This window comes from Mucilaginibacter sp. KACC 22773 (assembly GCF_028736215.1).
GTDB lineage: Bacteria > Bacteroidota > Bacteroidia > Sphingobacteriales > Sphingobacteriaceae > Mucilaginibacter.
The window spans coordinates 375,564-394,477 of record NZ_CP117883.1; the positions used below are offsets into that span (position 1 = coordinate 375,564).

The window sequence follows — 18,914 nt, forward strand, 5'->3', positions numbered from 1 at the left end:
ACATATTATTCTTGAGCATGCAGGCATGCAGTCAGTTTGTTATAGCGCAACAGGGGCATTTACAGGGCGCAACAGCTGAGGGCCCTGTGTCTGAAGTTTGGGTAGCAGATCAGGGGAACGGCACTTATAAGAACCCTGTTTTGTACGCAGATTATTCAGATCCTGATGCTATACGGGTTGGAGATGATTATTACCTGGTTGCTTCCAGTTTTAATTGTATGCCGGGCCTGCCTGTTCTTCATTCTAAAGACCTGGTTAACTGGAAGCTGATTAATTACGCGTTAAAAAAGCAAGTTCCCGAAACTGTTTATGATAAGCCACAGCATGGCAAGGGCGTTTGGGCGCCCAGCATCCGTTTTCATAAGGGCGAGTTTTATATTTATTACCCCGATCCCGACTATGGCATTTACATGATTAAAACCAAAGACCCGGCGGGTACCTGGAGTAAACCACTGTTGATTTTGCCGGGCAGGGGAATTATTGACCCCTGCCCGTTTTGGGACGATGATGGGAAGGCCTATTTGGCGGTAGCCTGGGCGGGTAGCCGCGCCGGTATTAACAGTCTGCTAACCATCTTTAGGTTAAATGCCGAAGGGACAAATGTTATGGATGATGGTAAACATGTTTACGATGGTCATGACAAGAATCCCACTATAGAAGGCCCCAAACTATATAAACGTAATGGCTACTATTATTTACTGGCGCCGGCAGGCGGTGTAGCCACCGGGTGGCAGCTTGCATTGCGGTCGAAATATATCTATGGGCCATATGAGGCTAAAATAGTGATGAACCAGGGCCGAACCGCGGTGAATGGTCCACACCAGGGTGCGCTGGTGCAGACACAAACCGGCGAGCCCTGGTTTATTCATTTCCAGGATAAAGGCGCTTACGGCAGAATCCTCCACCTGGAACCGGTAAAATGGATCGATAACTGGCCGGTAATTGGTAAAGACGACAATGGTGATGGCATCGGAGAGCCCGTACTTACCTATAAAAAGCCAAATGTAGGTAAAACCTACCCGGTGATAACTCCTGCTGAAAGTGACGAGTTTAATGCAGATCGGCCTGGTTTACAATGGCAATGGCACGCTAATCCCAAAATACAATGGAGTGCACTAATCCCGGGGTCGGGCTATCTGCGGTTGTTTGCTTTTCCAACAGAACCGGGTGTGGCTAACCTTTGGCCTGTGCCTAATCTGTTGTTGCAAAAATTTCCGGCTGCCGATTTTACGGCAACAACAAAGGTTAATTATAAAGTGGAATGGGATGTATGGCAAAGTAAAAAAGCAGGTTTACTTATTATGGGGAATGACTATGCCTATCTATCTGTTTCCAAAGATGAAAAAGGGTTTAAAATAAGCCAGGTAATTTGTAAAGAGGCATTAAACGGCAATACAGAACAGGTTGTGGCCGAAAATAGGATCAGTCAATCTGCTGTTTATCTCAGGGTTCATGTAAGTGCGCCTGATGCCCGGTGTACTTTCAGTTACAGCGAGGATGGAGTCAATTTTAAAGAAATAGGAACATCATTTACGGCCCTGCCCGATAAATGGATAGGAGCAAAAGTAGGCCTGTTCTGTATTGGCAAACCGGATGTGCGCACGGGCGGATATGCCGATTTTGACTGGTTTAGGATAACACCATAAGTCCTTATTCAGGATGATTTTAAAAGTACATGGTGAGGTGAAAAGGAGCAACAAAATAAGAGCATTTTTGTGGATAGCTAAGATAGTTCCTTTGCTGCTGGCTATTTTTGTGTCAATTAGCTCCAAAGCCCAGGATAGTCCGACTCTGCATGTTTATCAATACAGCGTGAAGGTTGGTACCCGGACTGCCTTTTTATGGATACCACCGGATTGCAAACGGGTTAAAGGAGTAATAATATCCCTGGCCAACTTGCTTGAACGTAACTGGCTCGAGGATTCGTTGATACGCCGAACAGCGGCAGAGATAGGTTTAGGCATTATTTGGATTGGGCCGGGGCAACGGAACGACCAATCTTTAACTGCCGATATGAAGCCCGGCATGGAAATAGTTTTTCAGCAAATGATGGATAACCTGGCACAGGAGTCGGGCTATTATGAATTGAAAAATGCGCCGGTAATACCAATGGGGCATTCGGCCAACGGGCATTTTGCCTGGACCTTTGCAAATGCCTTGCCCGAACGAACAATAGCATGCATCCCCGTAAAAACCGTTCCCCTACCTGATTCCCTGAAATTTAAAAACATTCCGCTTTGTTACATCGTAGGCGAGACTACCGAGTGGCCTCAATACCGGGTACCCGACCCGGCCACCCAGCCGGGCGACCGGGACTTTTACTGGCCGGTGGTAAAACAAACTGCATTAGCTTTACGTGCCCGTGATGCCGGTAACCTGGTTAGTGTGGTGGTAGATCCCGGCGGAGGGCATTTCGATTGGTCTGCCCGTCTGGCAAATTTTATTGCCTTGTATATCCGTAAAGCATGTCGGTTCCGTTTACCTGAACAAGGGCAACTGGTTTTAAAACCGGTTGAAAAATCATCGGGCTGGTTAACCGGTGCCGGCGGCATGGAAAAAGAGACGTTTTTACCGGCTCCTCATAACTCATTTAAAGGCGGAAGCGACAACGGCTATTGGTTTTTTGACCAGGAAGCGGCGGTAGCAGCTATGAAATTTGAAGGCGACCGCGCAAAGCGCAAACGGCAAATGCTTACGTTTATACAGGATGGCCGGTTATTACCGGTAGCCAAACTGGGTTATGCCGATTTGAAGTTTGAACCGGAAGAAGATGGCGTTTCTTTCCGGCTAAAAGGAGGTTTTTTACCGGAAATGCCACCAGAACTTATTGGCGCAGGTCAAAAACTGGGTCACGCATCGGGGGCAATTAATTTCAGGGTGATTTCTGGCCCGGCGGTACAAACCGGGCCATCGTTATTCAGGTTACAGTTTGATAGGATGGGAATGGGCGGCGAGCTTTGGATACAGGAAGAAGATGCAGGCGATGCGGTATATCGCCACGCTGTACAACCCGGCAAAATGACGATACCTGCTAAACTAACAATTGGGAAGCCCCAGGCAATAACCTTTCAGAAAATACAAGATGTTATATATGGCACGAAAGAATTGGCTTTACATGCCACCTCAGATTCGGGATTGCCTGTGGGTTATTATATTATTTCGGGGCCGGCATACGTGGAAAACGGTATAGTTAAGTTCACCCCTGTTCCGCTCAAAAGTAAATACCCGGTAAAAGTAAACATCGTGGCCTATCAGTGGGGGAGGATAACAGGGCCTTTGTGGCAATCTGCCACACCGGTTGAACAAACCTTTTATATATCCAGGTAATAAGATATGAGCTTTTTGAGTATTTACAACAAAGAGATTATCTATAATAAGAACACAATGAATTATCTAAAAGGACTATGCTTACTATTATGCAGTTTTTTATCAGTATGCTTATCCGGACAGTTACAGGCGCAATCATTCATTCATCCGGGCTTGCTGCAAAATGCGCAGGATATAGCGCGGATGAAAGCGGCTATACTGGCGAAGCAAGAACCCGTATATAGCGGTTTCCTGGTTTTTCAGGCCCATTCTCAGTCGCAAAATACCTATCATATGCAGGGCCCTATGGAGATGGTAGGCAGAAACCCGACAGTTGGCCAGGGTATATATGACGCTGATGCTAACGCTGCTTATCAGAATGCATTGATGTGGGCGCTTACCGGCACGCAATTATATGCTGATAAAGCCATCGAAATAGTTAACGCCTGGTCATCAACATTAAAATCAATAACCGGGCGGGACGCTGTGTTAATGGCCGGCCTTGGGCCTTTCAAAATGGTGAACGCCGCCGAGATACTGCGCTATACCCACTCGGGTTGGTCGGCGGCGGATATTGAAAGAACAGAGAGCCATTTTAAGGAAGTGATTTACCCGGTTATCAAAGATTTCGCGCCATTTGCCAACGGCAACTGGGATTCTGCTGCTATGAAAACCATGATGGCGATTGGTATTTTTTGCAATGACCGCCCCATATTTGAGCGGGCTTTACACTATTATATTAATGGCGCGGGCGATGGCAGCCTGCTTAATTATATTATTAATGAAACCGGGCAGTGCCAGGAAAGCGGGCGCGACCAAAGCCACACCCAACTGGGCATAGCGCATCTGGGTGATTGTGCTGAAATGGCATGGCACCAGGGATTAAACCTGTATGCATATGCCGATAATCGCTTACTAAAGGGGTTTGAATACACAGCTAAATTTAACCTGGGCCAGGATGTGCCTTATGTGCCTGCAATGGACATGACCGGTAAATATTGGCACCAGCGCATCTCGGTTGAAGGGAGGGGAATGCTAAGGGCTGTATATGAGCAAATTTATAACCATTATGTTAAGCGCATGGGCTTAGCCGCGCCTTATACCCAGGAGGCAGCCGAAAAAATCAGGCCCGAACAACAGGGGCTCCCGGGTGCCGATCATGTAGGATTTGGAACATTGCTTTACTCCAGGACGGCAGGTAGTGATGATATAAATACTATTCCCGCTGCCCCGGCAGGGTTATTGGCCCAAACAACATCAACAAATGGCAATACAATTAGCTGGGTGGCCTGCAGGGGAGCAAATTATTATACCTTAAAAAGATCAGAACAGAAAAACGGGCCTTATACAGTTTTGGCCGGCAATATCACCAGTTCGGTATATCAGGATACAAAGGCGCTGCCGGGAAGAACTTATTATTATACGGTGTCTGCTTCTGGTAAATCGGGGCGGAGTGAGAATGCGTGCCCGGTTAGTATAACAACAGGTTTTCCGGCCGGGTGGAAAGCGGCAAACATTGGAGGTAATCATCGATCGAAAGGTTCGGCGGTATTTGATGGCCTGCAATTTACTATAACATCCGGGGGAACAGGCATCGACAGTGTTCAGAACCAGTTTAAGTTTATATATACAACTTTAAAACCTAACGGGATTATCACCGCCCGGTATGTGCCGCAGGTTAGTTCACAATTTTCCGGTTTCGGCCTGGCCATCCGCGAAGGACTGGAAGATAGTGATATACAGGCAGCTTTGATAGTAAAGCCGGAGCTTAATGGGCAGCCCGAATCACCAGGCTGGCATACAAGGCTCTTTTTTCGCAATGGTAAGGATGGTACTATAAAAGATATCGCATCGGGCCCTGTATTGTCCGAACCGGTTGTTACTTTCAGCCGCCTTACCGGTTATTACTGGCTCCGGTTGCAACGAAAGGGAGCAATAATTTCTGCTTATTCATCTGTTGATGGGAAAAACTGGACAAAAATTGGCTCAATAAACAGGCAGGTAAAAAAGAATGCGCTGGTTGGTTTAGTTGTTTCATCCGGTTTAGCATCTGTCCCTACTGTAGTCAAATTCGATCAGGTTACGGTTTATTAGGCACAACAATGTAAACCCAGATTTATTAAGACAAGTCACAAAAAATAATTAGTCATATGTCCTCTTCTTCCTCGCTCACCGCGTTTAAAACCACCTCCGCCTGTTTAAAATTCGTTTTTACAAAATGGCACCAGTCGCATTCTTTTTTACCGCAGCCGGTGCTGAATTCGTGGGCCATGATTTTGGCGTAGGTATCGGTGATCTGTTCCGTTACCATTTCAATATCTGCCGGGCTAATCACGTATTTTTCCCGGTAATATTCGCCTTCGCTTACGGGCTCTACAAAATCAAAAATGGTGTCTATAACCTCCCAGTCGTTGGTGCGGTCATGGTCAACCAGTATTTTGTAAAACACGCCCTGGCGCCAGTAGTCGCCGCCCATGGGGGCATCAAATGTGGGCCGCAACAGTTTGTCTTTGGCATTCCGTACCTTACCTGTTTTATAATCAACCACGGTAACGTTTTTACCGTCGAACTCCATTTTATCCAGGTTACCTTTAATGGGTACACCGTTTATCTCGATGTTTTTAATCGATTTTTCGGTTACGGCTATTTTGTTCCAACCGCCTACGTTTTGTTCATAATAAGGCGGCAATATCTTCTCGCCGTAGGCCAGGCGTAGCTTATATTCATCTTTGGTGAACGAATCGCGGTTGCGGGCCATGTACCATTTAAATTCGTTCATGAACTGCTCTGTTGACAGGAACTCGTTTTCGTTTTCCTTCAACAGGCGATAGGTTTTATTTAGCGCCCAGTGAACCGCCTGCCCAAACGTTGCCGACGGGCTTTTGCCGGATGGCACCCTGATCAAACACTGAAAATAAAAGCGCAGCGGGCAATCCAGGTAATTGTTCAGGTGCGTTACCGATAGCGTATAACTTTGCAGCAACTGGTTAATGTAGTTTTTATCCAGCAGCTCCACCTTTGGTTTTTCAACCTCGCTAAACTGGGTGGCAATAAAATCAACCATGGTATCGGCCGGTACTTTGGGGTATTGCAGTTGTGTATCGGTACTGGCCAAAATTTCGCCGATAAACTGGCTTGCTTCCTGGTCTTTTCCTTTTTTATCCTTGCCCGCGTATGATATCATGAGGCATTGTTTGGCGCGGGTAACCGCCACATAAAACAAGCGGCGGGCTTCCTCTTTCTGGGCAATATCGTCAGATACGGCGCGGGTAAGGGTATCCGGCAAGCTAAAGCCGCTGTTGCGGCCTTTGCTATCCCAGGTACGTTTGTCGCAGCCAATAAAAAACACGTGCTCAAACTCCAGCCCTTTGGAGCCGTGAGCAGTTAAAAAGTTAACGCCGTTATCGCTGAAGATCACTTTGTTCAAATCAAGCCGGATACCGTTCTTTTTCATCAGATCGATGGTCGCTATCAGGTCGGACAGTTTGATATCGGGATTTTTACGGCTTTCGTCCTTTAAAAAATCGAAGAAGCTGGTGAGCATCTGCATGTAGCCGCCTTTATCCTCTTGCTGCATAATGTATTTCAGGATGCCCATTTTGGCAATCACATCCTGGAAAAAGGCCTGCAGCGTTGAATTTACGGCCGATTTAAGCAAATCATCAATGTTGTTCATGAGATACCTCATCTCCATGTACTTATCCGGCGCAAACAAATCTGGCTGCGCGGGCGGCCGCAACTCGCTAATGTAGCGGCGGATGGATGTTTTAACCTTATCGCGGCTGTTGGCAGCAAAGTTTTCCTGCGATACCGCTATGCTGGCCTTGGCGATTTCTATGGGTGCTATATTAAAGAAATCATAGTGCAGGATCTCGAATAGCAGCTCATCACCGCTATAAGGCGAATCCAGTTCCATCATGAGGTAGCTCATGATATTGATGATCTTTTCGCCAAAGGGCTGGGTGAGGATATCTATTTTACGCTTGGTGTTCACCGCTATTTTTTTCACCTCCAGGTATTGGATCATTTCCTCTACCTGGCTGTGGTTGCGGTAAATCACGGCTATCTCGCCGGGCTCGGTGCCCTTGTCAATCAACTGTTTTATTTGTGCCGATACATCTACCAGTTCCTGGTCGGGGTTTTCGTACTCGCGAATCAGCGGCTCAATTGCCACGTCCGTGAAGCGCGGATGGGAGGCCTGTAAATCCTTATCCAGCTTTAGTTGTTTGGTTAAGCGCTCCTGGTTATTATCAATCAGCGCCTTAGATATATCCAGTATGTGCTGGTTCGACCGGTAGTTGTGCTTCAACACCACCGTTTTAAGGGTGCTCACATAATCGCTGGCAAAATCAAGTATGTTGCTCATGTTAGCCCCCTGAAACTTGAATATCGACTGGTCGTCATCGCCCACCACAAACACGTTGGGCACATCCCAGTAGTTTAGCAAAAAGCACAGCAGCTCGTTTTGCGACCCGCTGGTATCCTGGAACTCATCTACCAAAATATACTGATAGCGCTCCTGGTATTTGCGCAGTATCTCCTCGTTATCACGGAAAGCACGCAGCACCCAAATGATCATGTCGTCATAATCATAACGGCCTTTGGCTTTCATTTTAACATCGTAATTCTGGTATTCCCGTACGGCGGCAACCAGTTTTTTCATCAGGTCGTGCGCGGCATCAATATCCTTTTGTTTGGGGTCGCCTACCTTAATGCCGGTTTTGGAGTTGGCCCGTTTGTACACAAACTCCTCGCGGTTAGGGATGTCGTCAAGGTATTCCTGCACGGCTGTCTCGATCATAACCGCATCCCAGTTCTCGCGCTTCATGGTGCTGAACAGGTCTTTCAGGCGTTTGGTATCGTAATACACATCGCCGGTAAAACGTTTCAGCAAATGGTCATTATCAAACTCATCCACCAATTCGCGAAACAGCATGGCCGATTCCAGGTCGGACAACGACTCCAAATTAAGCTTGCCAAAATACTCCAGGTTTTCCTGGATAATCTCGTTGCAAAAGGCATGGAATGTATATATGTTAATGCGATATGCATCGGGGCCGATAAACTCAAACAAGCGCTTGCGCATGGCTACGGCCCCGGCATCGGTATAGGTAAGGCACAGGATTTCGCTGGGCAGGGCATCGGTATCGGTTAATATTTTGCCAATACGTGCCGCCAATATCTGTGTTTTGCCTGTACCCGGCCCGGCAACTACCAAAACCGGCCCGTCCATTTTATTTACGGCAGCCAATTGCTCGGGGTTTAGCCCGGCTAAGGCAGATTGAAATTTATCGTTGTATTTGTTGAAGTTGGATTGCATAAGCCCTCTTTAAATCTCCACTTGAAGGGAAGATTTGTTTCGTTTTTCAAAATTAAACTTATTTTGATCTTAAATTCCATATTCCCAATGCCTGAATTTTATTAAATTTGTGAAAAGGCTAATTATATGCGCACATCTCAAATACGGAAACAACTGCATGAATATATTGAAACCGCAGAGGACGATAAATTAAAAGCGATATATACCTTGCTGCAAAATGAAATCTCCGATAGCTACGAACTCACCAAAGATCAGAGGGATGAATTAGACAGGAGATACCATGACCATCAAAATGGAGTCGGTCAATCTTTTACCTGGGACGAGACCTTGGCTATGGCAAAACAAGCTTTAGTAAAATAGCCGCCTTTTGTTAATGAATTATGATCTGAAGATCCGCCAGGAGGCCTCAAAAGAATTTTCGAATGCATTTGTATGGTACGAAGAGCAACAATCGGGACTTGGCGATGTGTTTGAAACCGCCATCCGCAGAAAGTTAAATCAAATTAGCAGGAACCCTTATCACTACAAGGCCGACTATAATCAATTTCACCAGGCATTAACTGAAAAATTTCCTTTCCTGATTGTTTATATAATCGATGAAAATCTGAAACAGATTACCGTGATGGCTATATTTCATACCAGTCGCAATCCAAACAAAAGATTTCGAAAATAACCTTTGGGGCGTTACCTACGGTCCGGGCTGTATGCTCATACGCCTTCAGGCATTACACTCGGGCCGGTATCCGCGCCCATCCCTAACGCAAAAAACTCACCCCCATTACAACCCTATCCCCGCCCCCGTAGGGAAAAACATATTAACACTCACCGACAATTTACCCGTTGGCTTCAAAGTACCCATAAGGACTTTCACTACTGATTTTTGCAGCTCGGGGCTGTTTTGATAGCATACCATCAGGGCATTACTTTTTTCGATACCTGGCAGGCCGGCTATGGTGTAGGCATTGGCAAAAACGCTGATCACCGCATTAGGCCGACCGGCCAGATCGGCTATCATCAGTTTTACGTCGCTGCTGTAATCCAGTTTGCTTTGGGGACGAAGGCGGGTATCATGCACGCCAACTATTACCTGCTGGTACTGGCTTAACAAGGTCAATATATTTTTGAGGCCGATAGCCGGGGTGTTTTTATCAACCATAAATAGCTTGCAATTGGGGAAACTTTTGGCGGCCTCTTGCTGAAACAAGGTTGGCGAGGATACACCAATACTCACAATGGCAGTTTTTAAAAACGGGTTTAGCTTAATGGTTGATGCATCGCCTTTTAATACGGTTACAGCGGCATCACTTAGCTGCTGCACCAACTCTTTTTGGGCCGGGCTGTTAATATCGGTGTTAAGATTTAAGGGGGATGCTTCCTGGTACTGGTTAAGCCCGGCCCAGTATTTGGCAGCAAGTACTTTTTTTACCTTGGTTTCAAATTCCTGGCTACTGATAGCACCGTGACGCAATGCTTTGCGGATGAGTTTAATGGCACGATCTGAATTTTCGGATAGTTCAATAACATCCATACCGGCAATAAAGGCTTTTACATCGGCTTCGCCATTGGGGAAGTATTTTACAACGCCTTTCATCTCCATGGCATCTGATACTACCAGACCTTTAAACTTCAGCGAATCTTTTAAAATACCGGTAATGATGGGGCGCGATAATGTCGACGGCAAATGGGTGGTAGTATCCAATGCAGGGATGCTCATATGTGCTATCATCACCCCGCTGATGCCGGCTGCAATAGCCTCACGAAAAGGGTATTCTTCCAACGAATCCAGCCGGGCCCGGCTATAAGGCAACAGGGGTAAATCAAAATGCGAATCTACATTGGTATCGCCATGGCCCGGGAAGTGCTTCGCAGCGGTGAGTAAACCGGCATCCTGCATGCCTGTAAAATAGGCTATCCCTTTTTTGGCCACGTTATATTTATTATCGCCAAATGAGCGGTAATTGATCACCGGGTTATTAGGGTTATTGTTCACATCCATATCGGGTGCCAAATTAAAATGAGCGCCTATGCGTTTAAAATCGGCGGCCACCTGGCGCCCCATTTTGTATATCAGTGTATTATCCTGTATGGCGCCAAGCGTCATTTGGTATGGGTATGATACAGTCGAATCCAGGCGCATGCCCAGGCCCCATTCGCCGTCCATAGCTATCAGCAAAGGAATTTTTGCCAGTTTTTGATATTGGTTAACCAGGTTTAGCTGCCGGCCCGGGCCGCCCTGGAAAAATACCAGGCCGCCAATTTGCTGATCCTTAATTACTTTGCCTACCGAATCGGCATAGGCCTGCCCCTTATTGGTGTGTGCCCGCACGAATAATAATTGTGCAATACGATGCTTACGGCTCAGTTTATGATAAACAGAATCCACCCAATGGTTTTGCGTATTGAGGCTTTGTATATAGCTTTCTTTTTGCGCAAAAGCGTTTATAACGATAAAATTAAGGGCGATTATGAATGCGAAACGATAGCTGGTTTTCAATTTTGGCATGTTCAAATGTAAACACGAAACACGAATTGATGCAACACGAATTGCTACTAATTAAAGCGAATTCACGAATTGATAGCGGTGGTAAAACAAAATTCACGCAGATTGGTGTAATTAGAAAAAATTTGTGCCATTAGTGTGCGCATTAAACCTTTGCGATATTTTTTATTCTATGGATATATAAAAAACACACTAACATGAAGAAGATTATTTTTTTTGCTATCTGCCTTTTTGCAGTATATGACGTGAGTGCCCAGGGATATTACGGTCCGCCACGCCGCAGGCCCCGTTACCGCCAAGAACGCCGCGAACGCCCGCGCCAAAGCCAGGACGATTTTTACAGGATAAAAGTTGGCCTAACCGGCGGCTTAAATATTTCAAACACCATTGATGCCGATAACTCCAACTTCAGCACCAATTCTATAGCCGGTTTTAACGGTGGTTTAACTTTAGATATCCCTATCGCTTACCCAATATCATTTGCTCCCGAAATTTTGTATTCGGGCAAGGGTTATACAGCCAATACCGACTACGGCAAGTTTACGCAACGCACCAATTACATTGATGTTCCCTTGCTGTTAAAAGTGAAGCTGGCACCGCAATTCAACTTTTTAGTAGGCCCATCCATCAACTTTTTGGCATCAACTAAAAACACTTACGAAACCGGTTTTATTACCGAGCAGGAGCAATACTACAACAACCGCGGCGACCATACCGACATAAGCGGCGTTATTGGCCTTAGTGTTGATTTGAGCCGGAACATTGAGCTTAGGGGACGCTACAATATCGACCTTACCACCAGTCGCCCCGACGATAATTCTTATCTGCCTAACTACCGCAACCAGGTTTGGCAAATTGGCTTAGGATTTAAATTTCAATAAAAGCTTTTTAAGCTGAAAGCCGAAGGCCTAAAGCTTAAAGCTATTGAAAAGGAGTCATGCGGGATTGCCGTGTGGCTCTTTTTTATTTATCCTTCACAAATATCTTTTGAATATCCTGTTCAAACTGCCGCTCTTCTGTGTAAAGGACTTGCCGGTAGGGTGCAAAATCTTTTATCAACTCATTGTAGTTAGTTAAACATTCATTTATCCGGTTGATAATTTCCGGGATTTGAGCCTCCTCTTTATCAAACCTATATTGTTCTGGGATAGGCATATCCTGCTGATACGCCGCAGAGCCTGTTTTGCCAATAATCATACAGCAGCGCATAATACAAGCCTCGCGCGGCATACGTTCTTTGCCGGGATGGAAACCAAAATCCACATATAGTTTGGCTTTGTTCATCAGGGCTGCTACTTCGGCAGGCGTCATACCCTTGATAGGCACCCATTTTATGGTGGGTGTAAGGGCCATGATCTTGTCTAAAAAAACGTCGTTTTTAATGGGGTTGTATATTACCAGGTTTTCTTTGGGCGTACCTTCATTTACCATATCAAAAAAAGCACTGTTCATGTAGTCCGAGATCCGACCAACCGGCTTTATACCCTGCTCGAGCAAGTGCACCTGCGAGTAGTAAGAATGACTGATGTGCTGTACCTCTTTGCGACGTTTAAGTCTGCCGAATGATGCTGTAGGATATTTACCCAGGTAATTTTTCAGTTTAAAATATCTTTTGTGCTGTAAACTTTTGGTTAGATTGTTTTGGGTAACGTAATAGTTAACCACGCTAAGCCACCAGATAACTTTGCGCACCTTTTTATAGCTATCATCAAAAATGGGTAGCAGGTGTGTTTCGGGCAATATGATGATATTTTGTTCGCTATTTTCGATGCTTTCGGCAACGGGCACACTGTACTTTTCATAGTTTTTATGCACTATATCCACACTGTCAGGGGTAGCATAGTAATGCATAAATACATTAAAATCCAGGCACTTTAGTTTTGCTCCCAACTGGTGCAATGCCTCGGGGCCGCCGGTGGCATATCCTGCCGGGCAAAAAATATAAATTCTGGTTGCCTGCCGGCACTTTATTTCAGTTGGATCCTTTATCAAAATTGGCTGGTTGTTTTTATCAATTTGAAATCCGGCGTACTCCTTATTGTCGATCGCCGCCTTATTGCAATACGACGTAATTTATATATCTGCAACAAATCAACAAATACTATGCTGTATTTCTTTGTTGCCGGCTAAAAAAAATAAAAACTTTTTCCGGTAAAAACTGTATCACATTAACAAAAATGCACGTAATTGATTTAAACACGATAAAAATTGCATTAAATGCGTTGTTTATTCGTTACATTACTAACAACTACTTTTTTACCGGAAAAACATATTACTGAATGATATCAATTATTATTTCATCCGTTAATAAAGCTAACCTGCAACAGGTAAGTGAAAACATCAGTGCCACAATCGGCGTACCGTTTGAAATTGTTGCCACCGATAACAGCAAAGGCCAAATGGGCATCTGCGAGGTTTACAATAAAGCAATGTTGGGTGCCCAGTATGATATTTTATGCTTTATCCACGAAGATGTGTTAATAAAAACCAATAACTGGGGACAAAAACTGCTGGCTTTATTTGAGCAAGACCCCAAATTAGGTTTAATTGGCGTTGCCGGCAGCAGTTATAAACCGTTGACACCTTCAGGTGTGGGGGGATACGGTGTAAACACGCATTATCATAATTTCATCCAATCATACAAATACAAAAAAAACAAAACCAGGCACGTTTATAGTAATCCCGATAAGCAAAGCCTTGCCGAAGTAGTATGTATCGACGGCGTATTTATGGCCACTACCCGGCAGGTAGCAGAGGAATTTATGTTTGATGAAATTACCCTTAAAGGTTTTCATGGATACGACATTGATTTTTCATTATCAGTAAGCCAAAAATATAAAGTAGCCGTTACGTTTGATATCCTGCTTAACCATTTTTCTGAAGGATTGTACAACGATGTATGGATGGAGGAAAACTTAAAACTGCACAACAAGTGGAATCGGCATCTGCCCTTAAACGTGGGAAAACTTACCCATGAACAGGTTTTTGTGATCGAAAAAAACACATTTAAATACTTTATCGACGAACTAATCAAGTTTAACTACCCTATATCTACCGCCATTAAAATGCTCTGGAAAAACAAACGGTTTTTCCAGCTCGATTCAACACTATTTTTTAAACTGAAGTTTTATATTTTTAAAAAATATATTAAATCGAAACCTTCTTTAGCAAGTTATATCTGGTAACCACAGGTTTTAAAGATAGGCCGCCAAAATTCAACATTTTTATCCCAGGCATGACATCCAAAGGGTAGTTTTTCTTTATTTATAGTTAACGCCCGGTCGGGATATGTTTCAAATGCAAATTGTAATGCCTTTTTAAATGAAGGGATTTTTACCTGCGGCTTCTTCCGGTTAAGTTCGATGCACCAAAAAACATCTTCGTTGAACCAAGGATGCCGCAAAGCGCAGTAATGATCAATTAATGGTTTGTAGCGAATGCAAAGTTGGGCAAGCACAGCTATCCTTCTTAAGGAAAATCCACCGTTGCCAACCCGGCCGGCCAATTGCTTGCCAATTTTGGGCATGCCATCTTTATACTTTACATTATAGCGCACATACAAATAATTTTTAATGCGAGCTATGGCTTTGTCAAAAATATTGGTTCTTAGCTTCTGTTCAAACCAGGGAGCCCCTATATAATCGTAACCCTGGTTACACCAATACTCCAACTGATTATCAAATACAAAGGCATCTAGTTGATGCACCAACATGTACTCATAACTGGCAAAACGTTGATAAAACCCTGCCGATAACATTAGTCGGTTGTAACCATGAATGTCTTCAAAATAATGATCCTCAAATTCAACTACCGAAACACGTGTTTCGTCAATATCAAAATCAATTTGCAGACCTGCCGGTTTTACTATTGCAATTTTATAGTTTGATAATACCGCCTTGCATTGCTTTAAGGCAATTTCTTCAAAAACTGATAAATTCGACTTATATACCGGGATAAGAACTATTGCCTTATTCATACCACTTGATTTATATTAATCGGTATTAAAGGTTTGCATATCAATCAATTTTTTATACAGACCGTTATTTTGCAATAATTCTTGATGTGTGCCTTGTTCAACAACCGTTCCTTTTTCTAATACAATGATTAGGTCTGCATTTTGAATGGTACTTAACCTGTGAGCAATAATCAACGAAGTCCTGTTTTTCATCAGATTGTTCAAAGCATCCTGAACGAGCTTTTCAGATTCCGTATCTAAGGCCGATGTAGCCTCGTCTAATAACATTATGGGTGGGTTATTTAATACAGCGCGTGCGATGCAAATACGTTGCCGCTGTCCACCTGATAGCTTTGTACCTCTATCGCCGGTATTGGTTTGATAACCGTTAGTTGTTTCTGTTATAAAGTTATGAGCATTTGCAATTCGTGCAGCAGCCTCAACTTGTTCTTGTGTAACGTCGGTTTTACCAAAAGCAATGTTATTGAAAATGGTGTCATTAAACAAGATGGACTCCTGATTAACAATCCCCATTAAAGCACGCAACGACTCCATTGTTACGCTTTTAATATCATGACCATCTATCAAAATTGATCCCGACTTTGTTTCCATGAAGCGCGGCAGTAAGTCCATCATCGTGGTTTTTCCACCACCCGAAGGCCCAACCAGGGCAACTGTTTTGCCTTTTGGAATTACGAGGTTAAGATTCTTTAGGACTGATTTATCAACGTCTGTGGGATTAATCCCCATTGTAGCAGGAATTTTTGAACTTACCTTATCATCGTATGAAAAAAATACATTTTCAAAAGCGATTTTATCTTTAAAATCAGTTAATTCAACTGCGTTTGCCGCATTTGTAATTTGTGGTTTTTCATCTATTAACGCCAATACACGCTCGCCCGCCGCTATGCCCGAATGAATGTTGCTGAATGAATCTGAAATGGCTTTTGCAGGCCGCATGATTTGGGAAAACATCGCTATATAAACAATAAAGTTATCCGCTGTTAACGATCCTTCGTGATTAATTATCAACGATCCACCGTACAAAACGATACCTGCCACCATTAAAACCCCCAAAAACTCCGAAACAGGCGATGCCAATTGTTGCCTTTTGGCCATTGAACGGGTTATCCTTGAGTATTCCTTATTTTCGCGATCAAACCTGTTTTTTATAAACTGCGTTGCGTTAAAGGCCTTGATTATCTTGATCCCCGAAAGCGCCTCGTCAAGGTTGCTAATCATATTGCCATATGTTTCCTGCGATGCTTTAGCTTGTTCTTTCAACCGTTTTACTATTCTTGAAATAACAAAAGCCGAAATCGGTATAACCAGCATCGAGAATAATGTCAACTTTACCGAAATAACAAACAAAGTTATCAGGTAAAATAATAACTGAAAGGGTTCCTTAAAAGCTACTTGTAAGGTACCTGTAACCGAAAATTGCACAACCTGAACATCTGCAGATATTTTTGAAAGGATATCACCCTTGCGTTCGTTATTAAAATAACCCAAATGCAGGTTCATCACATTATTGAAAACCGTGCGGCGTAGGTTAAGCAAGGTATAAATGCGCAGGTTCTCCATAATTCGTTGCGAAAAATACCTGAATATATTACTGAGCAAAACAGAAGCAACAATGGCCACGCAAATAAATTTGAGTGCCCCTAAAGTCCCATAATGTAAATTTGCAACCTGAGCAAAATAGTTTAGGTCTTTTAGGGGGTTCCACCAATTTTCCGGTTTAACAAGTATCTTACTTGCCGCAGGGTCAAAGATTGCTTTCAACAAAGGAGCCAGCAATGCATAGTTTAAAGTGTTGAATATGATCGACAGCAATGTCAAAATAAAGTACGGAAAAGCGAATTTTCCGATAGGACGAGCAAAAGATAACAGCCTGAAATAGGTCTTCATTTATAGAAATTAATGTGCAAAAGTAACTATTACAGTCAATATTTATTGGCGGGTTTAATAACCAGCCCGTCACATTTATGGCCGCACTTTTTGCAAGGTAACATAAAACGACTTTTAATACATCAAATGAGGCTCATTATACTTAACCGAATTGTACTTTTGCCTAATACATAACCCCGTTATAAAAACATTATTGCGTAAAGTATGCTGCCCAAAATCAATATCATCATTGTAACATACAACGCCGCAGCCACTTTGCAAAAATGCCTTGATAGTATTTACAGCCAGCGATATCCGGCTATTGATATCATAATTATTGATGGCCTGAGCACGGACCGAACCGTGCGATTATTAAAAGACAATAACGCGCATATTGCCTATTGGAAAAGTGAAAAAGACCGGGGTATTTATGATGCCATGAACAAAGCTCTTGACCATATTACCGGAGAATGGGTTTACTTTTTAGGTGCAGATGACGAGCTCTTTCCGGAGTTTTCTGCAATGGCTTATGAATTGAAAGATAGCAGCAATATATATTATGGCAGTGTATTATCAAACGGCAAGAAGCAATCGGGCGAGTTAAGCCCATATTATATGGCTAAAGGTGGCATATATCATCAGACCATAATTTACCCAAGGGCCGTTTTTGAAAAATATAGTTTTAATACAAAATATAAAATTGTAGCCGACAATGTTTTAAACATGCAATGCTATGGAGACGGTGCTTTTAAATTTGTGTATAAAGATTACATTATAGCTTACTTTAACCACAGGGGGGTATCAGGCACCAATGTTGACTACGTTTTTGAAAAGGATAAATCAAAACTTATTTTAAGATACTTCGGAATTAAAATATGGACAAGATATTTATTTCGCTTGCTCAAAGCGGGGCTCAAAAAGTAATTATTGCTACCTACCTTACCCAGTCGCTTATCCTGTCAAAAACCATGTCAACAGAAATACTGTCCAGGGTATCCGAGTCGCTTTCAATATGTTCGGCTTTGATGCCCAAGGGAGCCCAGCGGGTGGCGTTTATTGATCTTGAAATTGGGAATAAGCCAAGCGTGTGGATACCAGAAGCGGCTGCAACATGCAGTGGTCCGGTGCCCGATGCAAGCAAACCATCTGCGTTATATATAAAGGCAATCAATTCATTAAGTGACATTTTACCACTTAAATCAATTACATGTGCAGGTAGTTTCGGGATCCAGGTTTTAAACAACTCGTGTTCTTTTTCAGATCCGGTAATAAAAATGCGGAATTTATCGGCCGGTAAAAGCTTAATAAGGGCGGTAAACCTATCCATATCCCACTCCCTGCCATTACCATTTGATTTGGAGTGGATAATTAAATTAAACTTATTGTTAGTTAACTGATCTTTAAACCGGGCAGGTAATTCAATAGATGGCTTAAAGTTATCTTTATAATAGTATGCTATAGTGCCCAGCGTTGGTACGTGGGTAACGCCAAGCGGTTTGCACAAATAAATATTTTGCTGCGCTTCGTGCAGGTCTGATTTGCCCCTGCTTAACCTGATCAACCGGTTACAGGTAAAAAAATGGTAATTACGGCTTGTGGTACCTATCCTTAGTTTCACGCCCGCCTTTTTCGCCGCTTCGGCAATATGCCTTTTTGGAAACTCATGCACTATGGCTTCAATGCCTTTTTCCTTAAAAATAGTAGCTATCTCATTTGTTGATAAAGCGCTAATCTCATCATAATTAATAAAATGGTCAATGGCCTTGCAGGCATCAACCACAGGCTTGGTGTAACTACGGCCTAACATGCTGATGGTAACATCCGGATATAACTGTTTTAAATAAATACAGGTAGGCAGTTGCAATACCACATCGCCCATGGCATCAATCCTGTTTATTAAAATATGCTTTATCTGTTTGTTATCTATCAGGGCCATTAACTTT

At 43.5% G+C, this 18,914-nt stretch carries 14 protein-coding genes; 8 read left to right on the plus strand and 6 right to left on the minus strand.

The genetic code is table 11. The features are described 5' to 3' along the window. Positions 1-17: 17 nt before the first annotated feature. The 3 genes from PQ469_RS01600 to PQ469_RS01610 are packed head-to-tail and all read left to right on the plus strand — an operon-like array spanning position 18 to position 5,400. The gene (locus PQ469_RS01600) at positions 18-1,646 is read left to right on the plus strand and encodes a glycoside hydrolase family 43 protein (RefSeq protein WP_274211425.1); all 1,629 of its coding nucleotides are present in this window, start codon (positions 18-20) and stop codon (positions 1,644-1,646) included. A gap of 13 nt (positions 1,647-1,659) precedes the next feature. Continuing rightward, complete coding sequence (locus PQ469_RS01605; RefSeq protein WP_274211426.1) at positions 1,660-3,327, plus strand: hypothetical protein; 1,668 nt, start codon at positions 1,660-1,662, stop codon at positions 3,325-3,327. Positions 3,328-3,384: 57 nt separating this feature from the next. Then, entirely contained in the window at positions 3,385-5,400 is a 2,016-nt protein-coding gene (locus PQ469_RS01610; RefSeq protein WP_274211427.1) for an alginate lyase family protein, read from the plus strand. Between the two features lie 52 nt (positions 5,401-5,452). On the opposite strand, the gene PQ469_RS01615 is transcribed toward PQ469_RS01610, so the two are convergent. Continuing rightward, positions 5,453-8,626, minus strand: a complete 3,174-nt coding sequence (locus tag PQ469_RS01615; protein WP_274211428.1) for an ATP-dependent helicase — start codon at positions 8,624-8,626, stop codon at positions 5,453-5,455. 126 nt (positions 8,627-8,752) lie between these two features. Between PQ469_RS01615 and PQ469_RS01620 the strand changes: the two genes are divergently transcribed. Further along, positions 8,753-8,986 (plus strand): addiction module protein, encoded by a 234-nt coding sequence (locus PQ469_RS01620; RefSeq protein WP_274211429.1) that lies wholly within the window; start codon positions 8,753-8,755, stop codon positions 8,984-8,986. Positions 8,987-8,999: 13 nt separating this feature from the next. After that, positions 9,000-9,299 (plus strand): type II toxin-antitoxin system RelE/ParE family toxin, encoded by a 300-nt coding sequence (locus tag PQ469_RS01625; protein ID WP_274211430.1) that lies wholly within the window; start codon positions 9,000-9,002, stop codon positions 9,297-9,299. Positions 9,300-9,404: 105 nt separating this feature from the next. Here PQ469_RS01625 and PQ469_RS01630 read toward each other — a convergent pair whose 3' ends face one another. Next, positions 9,405-11,129 (minus strand): glycoside hydrolase family 3 protein, encoded by a 1,725-nt coding sequence (locus tag PQ469_RS01630; RefSeq protein WP_274211431.1) that lies wholly within the window; start codon positions 11,127-11,129, stop codon positions 9,405-9,407. Positions 11,130-11,323: 194 nt separating this feature from the next. Between PQ469_RS01630 and PQ469_RS01635 the strand changes: the two genes are divergently transcribed. Beyond that, complete coding sequence (locus tag PQ469_RS01635; RefSeq protein ID WP_274211432.1) at positions 11,324-12,007, plus strand: porin family protein; 684 nt, start codon at positions 11,324-11,326, stop codon at positions 12,005-12,007. Positions 12,008-12,089: 82 nt separating this feature from the next. Here the strand turns inward: PQ469_RS01635 and PQ469_RS01640 are convergent, their stop codons facing one another. Continuing rightward, positions 12,090-13,118 (minus strand): hypothetical protein, encoded by a 1,029-nt coding sequence (locus tag PQ469_RS01640; RefSeq protein WP_274211433.1) that lies wholly within the window; start codon positions 13,116-13,118, stop codon positions 12,090-12,092. A 287-nt stretch (positions 13,119-13,405) separates the two neighbouring features. Between PQ469_RS01640 and PQ469_RS01645 the strand changes: the two genes are divergently transcribed. Then, a complete protein-coding gene (locus PQ469_RS01645) occupies positions 13,406-14,311 on the plus strand; it encodes a glycosyltransferase (protein WP_274211434.1) in 906 nt (301 codons plus the stop codon). On the opposite strand, the gene PQ469_RS01650 is transcribed toward PQ469_RS01645, so the two are convergent. Both PQ469_RS01650 and PQ469_RS01655 read right to left on the minus strand, forming a co-directional pair. Beyond that, positions 14,299-15,102 (minus strand): DUF5672 family protein, encoded by an 804-nt coding sequence (locus tag PQ469_RS01650; RefSeq protein ID WP_274211435.1) that lies wholly within the window; start codon positions 15,100-15,102, stop codon positions 14,299-14,301. The genes PQ469_RS01645 and PQ469_RS01650 overlap by 13 nt on opposite strands. A gap of 15 nt (positions 15,103-15,117) precedes the next feature. Further along, positions 15,118-16,992 (minus strand): ABC transporter ATP-binding protein, encoded by a 1,875-nt coding sequence (locus PQ469_RS01655; RefSeq protein WP_274211436.1) that lies wholly within the window; start codon positions 16,990-16,992, stop codon positions 15,118-15,120. 204 nt (positions 16,993-17,196) lie between these two features. Here PQ469_RS01655 and PQ469_RS01660 point away from each other — a divergent pair, with 204 nt between their 5' ends. Continuing rightward, entirely contained in the window at positions 17,197-17,895 is a 699-nt protein-coding gene (locus tag PQ469_RS01660) for a glycosyltransferase family 2 protein (protein WP_274211437.1), read from the plus strand. Between the two features lie 10 nt (positions 17,896-17,905). Here PQ469_RS01660 and PQ469_RS01665 read toward each other — a convergent pair whose 3' ends face one another. After that, positions 17,906-18,907: a glycosyltransferase family 9 protein gene (locus PQ469_RS01665; RefSeq protein ID WP_274211438.1), complete on the minus strand. Its 1,002-nt coding sequence runs from the start codon at positions 18,905-18,907 to the stop codon at positions 17,906-17,908. Positions 18,908-18,914: the final 7 nt, after the last annotated feature.

What these genes read in the sequence shown, in the direction of transcription:
- PQ469_RS01650 (WP_274211435.1), bottom strand. Translation starts at nt 15,102, where the DNA reads ATGAATAAGGCAATAGTTCTTATCCCGGTATATAAGTCGAATTTATCA.
- PQ469_RS01625 (WP_274211430.1), top strand. Translation starts at nt 9,000, where the DNA reads ATGAATTATGATCTGAAGATCCGCCAGGAGGCCTCAAAAGAATTTTCG.
- PQ469_RS01665 (WP_274211438.1), bottom strand. Translation starts at nt 18,907, where the DNA reads ATGGCCCTGATAGATAACAAACAGATAAAGCATATTTTAATAAACAGG.
- PQ469_RS01615 (WP_274211428.1), bottom strand. Translation starts at nt 8,626, where the DNA reads ATGCAATCCAACTTCAACAAATACAACGATAAATTTCAATCTGCCTTA.
- PQ469_RS01660 (WP_274211437.1), top strand. Translation starts at nt 17,197, where the DNA reads ATGCTGCCCAAAATCAATATCATCATTGTAACATACAACGCCGCAGCC.
- PQ469_RS01610 (WP_274211427.1), top strand. Translation starts at nt 3,385, where the DNA reads ATGAATTATCTAAAAGGACTATGCTTACTATTATGCAGTTTTTTATCA.
- PQ469_RS01645 (WP_274211434.1), top strand. Translation starts at nt 13,406, where the DNA reads ATGATATCAATTATTATTTCATCCGTTAATAAAGCTAACCTGCAACAG.
- PQ469_RS01630 (WP_274211431.1), bottom strand. Translation starts at nt 11,129, where the DNA reads ATGCCAAAATTGAAAACCAGCTATCGTTTCGCATTCATAATCGCCCTT.
- PQ469_RS01605 (WP_274211426.1), top strand. Translation starts at nt 1,660, where the DNA reads ATGATTTTAAAAGTACATGGTGAGGTGAAAAGGAGCAACAAAATAAGA.
- PQ469_RS01635 (WP_274211432.1), top strand. Translation starts at nt 11,324, where the DNA reads ATGAAGAAGATTATTTTTTTTGCTATCTGCCTTTTTGCAGTATATGAC.
- PQ469_RS01600 (WP_274211425.1), top strand. Translation starts at nt 18, where the DNA reads ATGCAGGCATGCAGTCAGTTTGTTATAGCGCAACAGGGGCATTTACAG.
- PQ469_RS01620 (WP_274211429.1), top strand. Translation starts at nt 8,753, where the DNA reads ATGCGCACATCTCAAATACGGAAACAACTGCATGAATATATTGAAACC.
- PQ469_RS01655 (WP_274211436.1), bottom strand. Translation starts at nt 16,992, where the DNA reads ATGAAGACCTATTTCAGGCTGTTATCTTTTGCTCGTCCTATCGGAAAA.